This window comes from Microvirga sp. GN3 (assembly GCF_055792825.1).
On record NZ_JBVVAK010000242.1, the window covers coordinates 1 to 8638 of the forward strand.

General features: G+C 60.8%; 10 protein-coding genes. 6 read left to right on the top strand and 4 right to left on the bottom strand.

Annotation, left to right across the window (positions count from 1 at the left end):
* The coding region (locus tag ACS5Q1_RS44835) for a transposase (RefSeq protein ID WP_473104277.1) at positions 1–319 on the top strand (319 nt) is incomplete at its 5' end.
* A gap of 16 nt (positions 320–335) precedes the next feature.
* Here the strand turns inward: ACS5Q1_RS44835 and ACS5Q1_RS44840 are convergent.
* Positions 336–512: a hypothetical protein gene (locus ACS5Q1_RS44840; protein ID WP_203443798.1), complete on the bottom strand. Its 177-nt coding sequence runs from the start codon at positions 510–512 to the stop codon at positions 336–338.
* Between the two features lie 429 nt (positions 513–941).
* Between ACS5Q1_RS44840 and ACS5Q1_RS44845 the strand changes: the two genes are divergently transcribed.
* From ACS5Q1_RS44845 to ACS5Q1_RS44865, 5 genes are all read left to right on the top strand, one after another.
* Positions 942–1385, top strand: coding sequence for a lipid-binding SYLF domain-containing protein (locus ACS5Q1_RS44845; RefSeq protein WP_203443799.1), 444 nt, complete (start codon positions 942–944; stop codon positions 1383–1385).
* A gap of 565 nt (positions 1386–1950) precedes the next feature.
* Positions 1951–2997, top strand: coding sequence for a multicopper oxidase domain-containing protein (locus ACS5Q1_RS44850; RefSeq protein ID WP_473104278.1), 1047 nt, complete (start codon positions 1951–1953; stop codon positions 2995–2997).
* Positions 2994–4205 carry a ZIP family metal transporter gene (locus ACS5Q1_RS44855; protein WP_473104279.1) on the top strand — a complete coding sequence of 404 codons (1212 nt, stop codon included), beginning with the start codon at positions 2994–2996 and terminating at the stop codon, positions 4203–4205. Before ACS5Q1_RS44850 ends, ACS5Q1_RS44855 begins: the two co-directional genes overlap by 4 nt.
* Positions 4206–4374: 169 nt before the next feature.
* Positions 4375–4773 carry a Fur family transcriptional regulator gene (locus tag ACS5Q1_RS44860; RefSeq protein ID WP_473104284.1) on the top strand — a complete coding sequence of 133 codons (399 nt, stop codon included), beginning with the start codon at positions 4375–4377 and terminating at the stop codon, positions 4771–4773.
* Positions 4774–4918: 145 nt separating this feature from the next.
* The gene (locus ACS5Q1_RS44865; RefSeq protein ID WP_473104280.1) at positions 4919–5542 is read left to right on the top strand and encodes a class I SAM-dependent methyltransferase; all 624 of its coding nucleotides are present in this window, start codon (positions 4919–4921) and stop codon (positions 5540–5542) included.
* Between the two features lie 178 nt (positions 5543–5720).
* Here ACS5Q1_RS44865 and rocF read toward each other — a convergent pair whose 3' ends face one another.
* The 3 genes from rocF to ACS5Q1_RS44880 form a co-directional block, all read right to left on the bottom strand.
* The gene (rocF, locus tag ACS5Q1_RS44870; RefSeq protein WP_473104281.1) at positions 5721–6671 is read right to left on the bottom strand and encodes an arginase; all 951 of its coding nucleotides are present in this window, start codon (positions 6669–6671) and stop codon (positions 5721–5723) included.
* Between the two features lie 141 nt (positions 6672–6812).
* Positions 6813–8228, bottom strand: coding sequence for an adenylate/guanylate cyclase domain-containing protein (locus tag ACS5Q1_RS44875; protein WP_473104282.1), 1416 nt, complete (start codon positions 8226–8228; stop codon positions 6813–6815).
* A gap of 147 nt (positions 8229–8375) precedes the next feature.
* Positions 8376–8638: DUF1427 family protein (locus ACS5Q1_RS44880; RefSeq protein ID WP_473104283.1), on the bottom strand; the 263-nt coding region annotated here is incomplete at its 5' end.

The following is an 8638-nucleotide window of genomic DNA, read 5'->3' on the forward strand; positions in this document are numbered from 1 at the left end:
CGGTCCGGTGCACATCAACTCGGCGGAGGGCTTCAACGATCGCATCCGCCGCACCGTCTCGGGTGTGTTCCATCACATCAGCCCGCATCACGCGGATCTCTACTTCAATGAGATCGGCTTTCGCTGGTCGCAGCGTGTCGTCACAGGCCAGGCGCCGCGACGCACACGCAAAGGACGGCCGGTGACCAAGACGTTGTGGGCGAGAATACCGCCTGCACTCCAACTTCCAGCCGTTTTCCGCTCCGCAATTGGACGCGAGATGCGCCGAACGAAGGCCGGCGGGATCAACCTCGTCTCAAAGGTAGCTGTCTTTGGTTGATAATGCCGCCGTTCGTTTATCGAGGAAGGCCGCGCATCGGCATTGCAGCACCGCCATAGGTGTCGTTGCGGATTGCCGGGGCCTGGAAGGCTTGAGACGTAACGTAGTTTGGTAGATGGGATTCAGATTCCGCGCTGGACATGCAGCCCGTCAGAAAAGCACTTGCTACCAGTGCAAGGAAGATCGTTTTCATGAAAACCCCTTGATCCACTGGCAGTTTGTGTTGCCAGTAGGCACTCTGCCTAGAACGGCCTAGATACTAAGCATATCTCTGCAGAGCAGCAATCAATACTTATGAGAAGCCTTGTCGATCATTGAAACTATCATGCAAAAGCTGTATTGATGTCTCGAAATGCCAAGCCGCAGTCCCAAAGTGTCAAGCAAATTGGCTATGGATCGGCATTACTGAAAACTGAACAACCGCACAGGGAACTCTCGGCCTTTCAACCGGTGGGGACGACCGCTGCGGAACTGCAAATGCCGGCATCGACCAGGATCGCTCGTTCAGTGCTAGTCATACAAACTTGAGACCCTCCAGTTGGCGACATCCGAAGGGCCAAGTGCGTGCATGGATGCATGACGAGTTTCAAGCTCACCTTGCCGGCGAGGAGGGAAGGCGTCCATGCTCAAATTCCAACGTGCTCTTCGGTTTGGTTTGATCGCACTTGCAGCATCGCTAGCGCCGGTACTGACGAAACCGACATGGGCTGCGACCGGAACCGTCCATATTGAGATTGCCAAAGCGGGCTTTATTGTCGGCGTCGGTGGTGGTCGAGGAACGCTCGTCTTCAATGGTCGCCGCTACCCGTTGAGAGTCGGCGGTTTGAGTGTCGGCGCGACGATCGGAGTGTCAAAGGCGGATTTAGTCGGGCGGGCTTACAATTTGCGCCGAGCAACCGATATCGCCGGTACTTATACGGCCGTCGGAGCAGGGGTCGCCGCCGGTGGCGGCGCGTCTGGCATCCGATTGCAGAACGCGAGAGGGGTTGTTCTCGAACTGCGCGGCCGCAACATCGGGCTGGAATTCAATGCCAATGTCAGCGGAGTGGAGATCAGCCTGCGTTGACGATGCGTAGATGCCGGTCGGATCTCCGTGGCGGCTCCTGCACTGGTAATCCGATATTTGAATCGGAAGGTTCCGTCGTGACCTCAGGGTGCACGGATTCGATCTGTGCTTGGAGATCGGCGTCAGGAGCGCGGTTGGATCCCCTTCATGGCGTTCGCTTCCTATGCGGCTGCTTGGACCCCAAAAGTGGAGCCCACTTTTGGGTCCGATGCTTTAGAATTTGGAAGCTTTTGATATCGAATACCCGTCGTAGGGTCGCGATAATCGGGCGCAAAGGTTAAGACGGCGCTCGAAACCAAAGCGAGCCCTTTGGGACTGCCTACCCGACCTATGCAAATCCTTTGGAGAGCAGGGGATTCAGCGCCCACGCTTCGGCTCCGCATGACGCGCCAGTCATTACCTGGTTGGGGCATCGCCAAATGGATTGAATCAGGCTAAAAATTGAGCTATAATTGCAAATGCTTTGCAAAAGCAAGAGGGCTGTACAGCCATGCGGGCCTGGCTCCGGGAGTCTCTCAGTCGACGTAGCCTCCTCTGGGGCGGTGCAGCCGCTGCGAGTGGCTCGATGCTTGGCAGCATTGCCGCAGGCAGTCGAACATCGCACGAGAACCATGGCCGCTCTGTCGTGACGACAGGCACAACACCGGATGGCTTTCACGGTGCCCATGGCAACATGATCACCGTCGGCGATGTCGATGCCACCCGCAATGGCTTCGACCCCTCATCGCTCCTGACCGACTGGGATACCGGAATTGTCTCGGTGCTGCCGGACGGCCGCACGCTCCGCACTTTTGAGATCATCGGCGAGGACAAGGAGATCGAGATCGCGCCGGGCATTCTTTTCCCAGCCTGGACTTACAATGGCCGGGTACCTGGCCCGAGCCTCCGTGTCACCGAAGGCGACCGCGTTCGCATTGTCTTCCACAACAACGGGTCACATCGCCACTCCATCCATTTCCATGGCATCCATTCGGCACGGATGGACGGTATTCCTGGCGCGGGGGAGATCGGTCCCGGCGAGGAATTCACATATGAGTTCGATGCGCTTCCCTTCGGCTGCCACCTCTATCACTGCCACTCGCTGCCGTTGAAGCGGCACATCCACAAGGGCATGTACGGCGCCTTCGTCATCGATCCCGACCCGACCCGTCATCCCGAACTGGCTGGCGTTGCCCGTTCACGCCTTCTCGGCACATCAGAGAACCAGGGTTGGCAGGAGTTCGTCATGGTGATGAACGCCTTCGACACCAACTTCGATGGCGAGAACGAGGTCTATGCCGTCAACACGGTTGCGCATCATTATACCAAGCACCCGATCACCGTCGTTCGCGGCAAGCCGGTGCGGATCTACCTCGTCAATGTAGTGGAGTTCGATCCGATCAACTCGCTGCATCTGCACGGCAACTTCTTCGATTATTACGACCACGGCACGACCCTGACGCCGACATTGCGCACTGTCGACACGGTCATGCAATGCCAAGCCCAGCGCGGTATCGTGGAGTTCGCCTACCGAGACCATGAGACCGGCTTGTACATGTTCCACGCTCACCAATCCGAGTTCACGGAGCTCGGCTGGATGGGCATGTTCGATGTGGTGGAGGCTGCCGCATGAACGATATCGCGGGTCCGGAAACTGTTGGTGCCCCAGGTGTGTCCAGAGCGCGACCGGGATACGCCATCGTGCTGTGGATCGCCTTGCCCTTGCTCCTGCTGGGGCTCGCGGCTTCATGGCTTGTGCTGTCAGATCCGTTGCGCGCCTTCAATAACGGCGCACCGCCCGTCGAACGGTTGACGTTCGAGCGTCGTATCCTCGATAACACCGGCATCCACCTTCTCGTGCGGGCGGGCGGCTCCGAGCCTATGACCATCGCGCAGGTCCAGGTCGATGATGCGTACTGGACCTTCACCCAGGCCCCCCCTGGTGACCTCCCCAGGCTCGCCACCGCATGGATTCATGTCCCTTTCCCCTGGACCCTTGGCGACGCACACGTGGTTCGGGTCGTGACGAAGACGGGAACCACATTCGATCATGAGGTCCCGGTGGCGGTGCGGACGCCGGAGTTTCAGTCGAGTCAGCTTGTGCCGCAGGCAATGCTGGGAGCTTTTGTCGGTATCGTCCCAGTCGCCATCGGGCTGATGTTCTACCCGGCATTGCGCGGAGTCGGATCGCAGGGCATGGGCTTTCTGCTCGCCCTCACGATCGGCCTGCTCGCCTTCCTGTTCGCCGACTCGCTTGAGGATGCGCTCGAATTGGCAGGCGAGGCCGCTGCCGCTTTCCAGGGGCCTGTGATGGTGGTCCTCGCGGCCCTGATCAGTTTCCTTCTGCTTTGGGTCATCGGCCGACGCCGTGGTGCTCCCACCGGGCTGGCGCTGGCGACATATATCGCCATCGGCATTGGCCTGCACAATCTCGGCGAGGGGCTCGCCATCGGTGCCGCCTTCGCGGCCGGGGCGGCAGGATTGGGGATCTTTCTCGTGCTCGGTTTTACCCTTCATAACATTACCGAAGGCATCGGAATCGCGGTGCCCCTTGTGAAGGAGCCGCCGCCTCTGTCAGCCTTCGTCGGGCTGGCGCTGTTGGCGGGCGCTCCGGCCATCCTGGGGATGTGGCTCGGTAGCCTTGCCTACAGCCCGCTCTGGGCGGCGCTCGCGCTGGCGATTGGGGCCGGGGCCATCCTTCAGGTCATCGTAGAAGTCGGCGCCTATCTCTACCGCCTGGACGACCGATGGAAGAGCGGGTCGGTTCCGGTCAGCGCTATCGGCGGACTCGTGGCCGGTCTGTCGTTGATGTATGCCACTGCCGTGTTGGTGAAGGTCTAGCAAGCGAGGAATGGCCATGGCCGCTCGCGAGACGAAGCAGTCTGATCATCGAAACCCGGGCGACAGGGGAAACAGCGTCAGCAGGTCCCGTGCAAGTGCTCGAGGCGCTCATGGGATCGCCGTCGTGCTGCAGACGAACCGCATCGAGGCACAGTGTCGGGCGAAAGGAATGCGGCTGACAGGCCAGCGCCGCTTGATTGCCCAGGTTCTCTCGGAGGCTCAAGACCATCCGGACGTCTTCGAACTGCATCGCCGTGTCGTTGCCCAATGCCCGCATGTCGCGCTCGCCACCATATACCGCACGGTCAAACGTTTGGAGGCAGAGGGTATTCTGGAGCGGCGTGAATTCCGTGATGGCCACGCCCGCTATGAATGGGCGTCGAAGAAGCACCACGACCATCTGATCGATCTTGAAACCGGCGCCGTCATCGAGTTCCGGAACGCCGAGATTGAGAGGTTACAGGAAGAGATCGCGAGACAGCTCGGGTATCGGCTCGTTAGTCATCGCCTGGAGCTTTACGCCGTGCCGATCCCGGTCAGCCCTCATTCGGGCGGGGAAGTGTCCTAAATCGGCGTCGAACGGGCGGGTCCAAGAGAGCCGTCCACGAGAGCCATTGTGAGGGATTGATCTCATTGGTGCTTACCATAGCCGGAGCTTGGAAAGTCATGGTCGCCGCTGTCATCGTTTCGAACGAATCCCCCGGGAGGCGGTGATGACCGACGCACGGAGCGAGCACTGGGACAAGGTCTTCACGACGAAGGTGGAGAATGAGGTCAGCTGGTTCCAGCCAAGACCAGAGACCTCACTGCGCCTGATCCATGCCTGCAACCTCCGGAAGGATGCATACATCCTGGATGTCGGGGCCGGAGTCTCTCACCTCCCTGATGTCCTTCTCGCCGAAGGATTCAACAATATTGTCTTACTCGATATATCAGCCGCGGCCCTCGAAAGGCTCAAGGCACGCCTCGGCGGCGACGGGCGCAGTGTTCGCTTCATCGTTGCCGACATCACCACATGGGAGCCCGATCTCTTGGTCGACCTCTGGCACGACCGGGCGGTGCTGCATTTCCTGACGGAGTCGGGAGATCGCGCTGCCTATGCGGAAGCGCTTCGCCACTCCGTAAAAATGGGCGGGTTCGTCATAATTTCGGGCTTCGCCTTGGGCGGGCCGGAGCGATGCAGCGGCTTGCCTGTATTGCGGGCTGGCCAGGGTGACATTGCGGCCCTTCTCGGTCCCGACTTTGATCTGCTTGAAGCGTTCGAGGAGGATCATCAGACCCCGTCGGGCGGCAGGCAGCGGTTCGTCTTCACCCGGTTCCACCGTCGGCTCGTTTAGGAGGAATCCTAGTGGCCGATGCCCTTGGCATCCTGCATGTCAGTCGCGGTGCTGGAAAAAACCATGACCGCGCCGCTACAGGCGATGGTGCGTATCTCTACAATAAGCGCATTCCGAGCCATTCACATGCCAGGACGGTAAAGTGCTGCACCGTGGCACCAAGCGGACCTTGATTGGCTCAACCGACCTTAGGCGTGTAGCGGTAGCTCTGGGTGGGGCGGTCGAGAACGCGCCGTCCCATCAGGCTCGCGACAAGATCGACCATGAGCAGGGCCGTGCGCCCACGTTCATCGAGAAAGGGATTGAGTTCGACCAGGTCGATGCTGCCGACGAGGCCGCTATCGTGAAGGATCTCCATGATGAGATGCGCCTCGCGGAAGGTCGCGCCGCCAGGAACGGTGGTCCCGACGCCGGGCGCGATGCCAGGGTCAAGGAAATCAACGTCAAAACTCACATGGAGCGCACCATCTGCCGCCGCAACACGCGCGAGAAAGGAATCAAGCAACGGAGCGATGCCGTTCTCATCAATGGCCCTCATGTCATGGACCGTCACACCAGCCGTTTTCAACGCGGCGCGCTCTGCCGGATCGACGCTACGGATGCCCATCATGCAGACGTTTTGAGGCTTGATCGGAGCGGCAAGAGCGGGGAAGTAGCCTTCGAACCCATCAAGGCCCGTTGCGTAGGCCATCGGCACGCCATGCAGGTTGCCGCTTGTTGTCGTGCCGAGGGTATGGAAATCGGGATGCGAATCGAGCCACAGAACGAAGAACTCGCGCCCCTCTTCCGCCGCGCGACGGGCTAGGCCGGTCATCGAGCCGGCCGAGAGGCTGTGATCACCGCCGATGAAAATTGTCATGCCGTCACCGCTCGCAAGGTAGGCCGCTTCGGCGAGGGCCTCGGTCCAGGCGACGGTTTCCGGCAGAGACTTGATGGCCACGTTCGGGTGCTGCAAGTCCCGGAGTGGCCGGGGCACGATGTTGCCTCGGTCCTCCACGACATAGCCGAGGTTGTGCAGTTCGGTGATCAGGCCGGCGGTCCGATAAGCACTCGGGCCCATATCGCAGCCAAGCCTGCCAGCGCCCTCCTGTACCGGAGCGCCTAACACGATGCACGGCTTCGATGTCATTCCACTCTCCTCGGGTTCTACCAAGTCAATGGCCAATGATGGTCAGTTGAGCAGGAAAATTTGACAAAAGGATTATGCCGCATGTCGCATCGATAAGCGCTTCTCCTCGATGCAGGCAATGGGTTGCATGAGCCTTTCAGCCTAAGCTGGGCTTTGCGAACCGAGAGGACCGACAGGAATGCCGCCATCTCCGGTCATGATGGAGGTCGCAGGGGCAAAGATCGCTACGGGTTCCTTGCGTCCGGCGAGAGGCTCGCGACCGATTTCCCGCCAGGCGGCGCGGTCCGATGAGCCTTCGACGGCGGCACCGGAGGCCAGGATCATCTCTCCATACCGCTTCGTCGCCTGCTCGAGACGCGAGGCGACGTTCACCGCATCGCCAAGCACCGTGAACTCCATCCGTTCCTCGTCGCCGACAATGCCGCAAAAGACCTCGCCGACATGGATGCCGATCCCGATCCGCACGGTATGAGGAAGTTCGCGAGCCGCATTCCAAGCCTCGACGATCCGTATGAGGTCGTGTGCGAAAGCAAGAGCGCGTGCCGCGTCGTCGCTGTTCTCGTCTGGGACGCCGAACAGAATCAGGGCTCCGTCACCGATGAACTTGTCGACGAAGCCGTGGTGCTTGCGCACGCAGCCCAGGATCCGGGTCCTGAAGGCGGTGAAGAATTGCGAAAGGCGCTCCGGATCCATACCTTCCGCCATCCCGGTCGAGTCTCGGATGTCGACAAAGACGATGACCGCCCTCTGGCGGCGACCACGGCGTAGATCGACGTCGCCCGCTGCCACCCGGGGTGCGATCTCGGCCGGGAGGAAGCGTGAGAGGCTGGCACGCCCGATGGCATCCTTGACTGCGGAGGACAAGAGCCGTCGCGAGCGGATGATGCCAAAGGCTGTAGCGGCTCCGGCCAGGAGCAGCAGCTCGAACCGCATCACATTGACCGGCATCGAAAACAGCCGGTGCCACGCTGGCGCCTCCACAGCGGCAGCGTCCAGGACCAGGCGATGGTCCAGCGCGATGGCGATCCCCATCAGGCCGAGCGCCAGAAGTGCAATGGCACAGAGCTGGACCTTGACGTCGTAGCGTAGGGCTCCAACGGCCAGAACCAGCGGTGCCGCCCAGGCGATAGGGGCGGACGGCAGGGCGTTGCCGGGCAACCCGCGCTCGCCAATGGCAAGAAACGTGATGATGAGCACGAGCCCGACATCCAGCATCATGAACAGGTAGGCGAACCCGTGGTGCCAGCGCTGTGGCACCGCAAGCACGATGCTGGCCGCACCGACTAACAGGAAGCCGAGCGAAGCAATCCAGGCATTCCGCTCGAACAGGTCGAGCGACACACCTGTCAATTGAAGCAGCACCCGGTCTGCAGCAATCACTGTCACGAAGACACATATCCCGATCGCCATGCGCAGCCACCCGATCAGTCGCTCTGCCGCGACCTCGTGGCGACGCATCAGTGCAGCAACGAGGTCCCCTTCTAAGGGACGACCGGGTATACCGATGAAAGGTTCTGCCTCGCGAGGCGGATCGTCCGCGCGCAGATCTGGCCGCATGACGGCCTCCTGGCTCCTCGGCTCGGTAGGGCGGGCCACTGGCCTATTAGAGCATGACCGCTCCCCTGCGACCAGAGGGCGTCACTTGAGCCCGCCACCCCGTCGTCCTTATGATCCGCCTGCGATCGGAGGTGCAATGCCGCGTGCTCACCGAACCTCGAGGAGGTGCCCGGTAAGCAGGAAGCCGATGGTCATCGCAACCACCAGCAGGGCTCCGACTACCCTAGGAGGGGCAGGGGACGGTATGTCGAACCAGCGGCAGAAGGCTCCAATGGCAAAGGCCATCAGGTAATTACCCACGCCCTTGTCATCAGGCGCAATTCCTGAATCCATGGGGCCATGGATCGCACTGATTTGCAGCGCCTGACGAAGGAAGAGCTGATCGAACTGGTGCTGCGGCTGCAGCGGCC

What these genes read in the sequence shown, in the direction of transcription:
- ACS5Q1_RS44840 (WP_203443798.1), bottom strand. Translation starts at nt 512, where the DNA reads ATGAAAACGATCTTCCTTGCACTGGTAGCAAGTGCTTTTCTGACGGGC.
- ACS5Q1_RS44845 (WP_203443799.1), top strand. Translation starts at nt 942, where the DNA reads ATGCTCAAATTCCAACGTGCTCTTCGGTTTGGTTTGATCGCACTTGCA.
- ACS5Q1_RS44850 (WP_473104278.1), top strand. Translation starts at nt 1,951, where the DNA reads ATGCTTGGCAGCATTGCCGCAGGCAGTCGAACATCGCACGAGAACCAT.
- ACS5Q1_RS44855 (WP_473104279.1), top strand. Translation starts at nt 2,994, where the DNA reads ATGAACGATATCGCGGGTCCGGAAACTGTTGGTGCCCCAGGTGTGTCC.
- ACS5Q1_RS44860 (WP_473104284.1), top strand. Translation starts at nt 4,375, where the DNA reads ATGCGGCTGACAGGCCAGCGCCGCTTGATTGCCCAGGTTCTCTCGGAG.
- ACS5Q1_RS44865 (WP_473104280.1), top strand. Translation starts at nt 4,919, where the DNA reads ATGACCGACGCACGGAGCGAGCACTGGGACAAGGTCTTCACGACGAAG.
- rocF (WP_473104281.1), bottom strand. Translation starts at nt 6,671, where the DNA reads ATGACATCGAAGCCGTGCATCGTGTTAGGCGCTCCGGTACAGGAGGGC.
- ACS5Q1_RS44875 (WP_473104282.1), bottom strand. Translation starts at nt 8,228, where the DNA reads ATGCGGCCAGATCTGCGCGCGGACGATCCGCCTCGCGAGGCAGAACCT.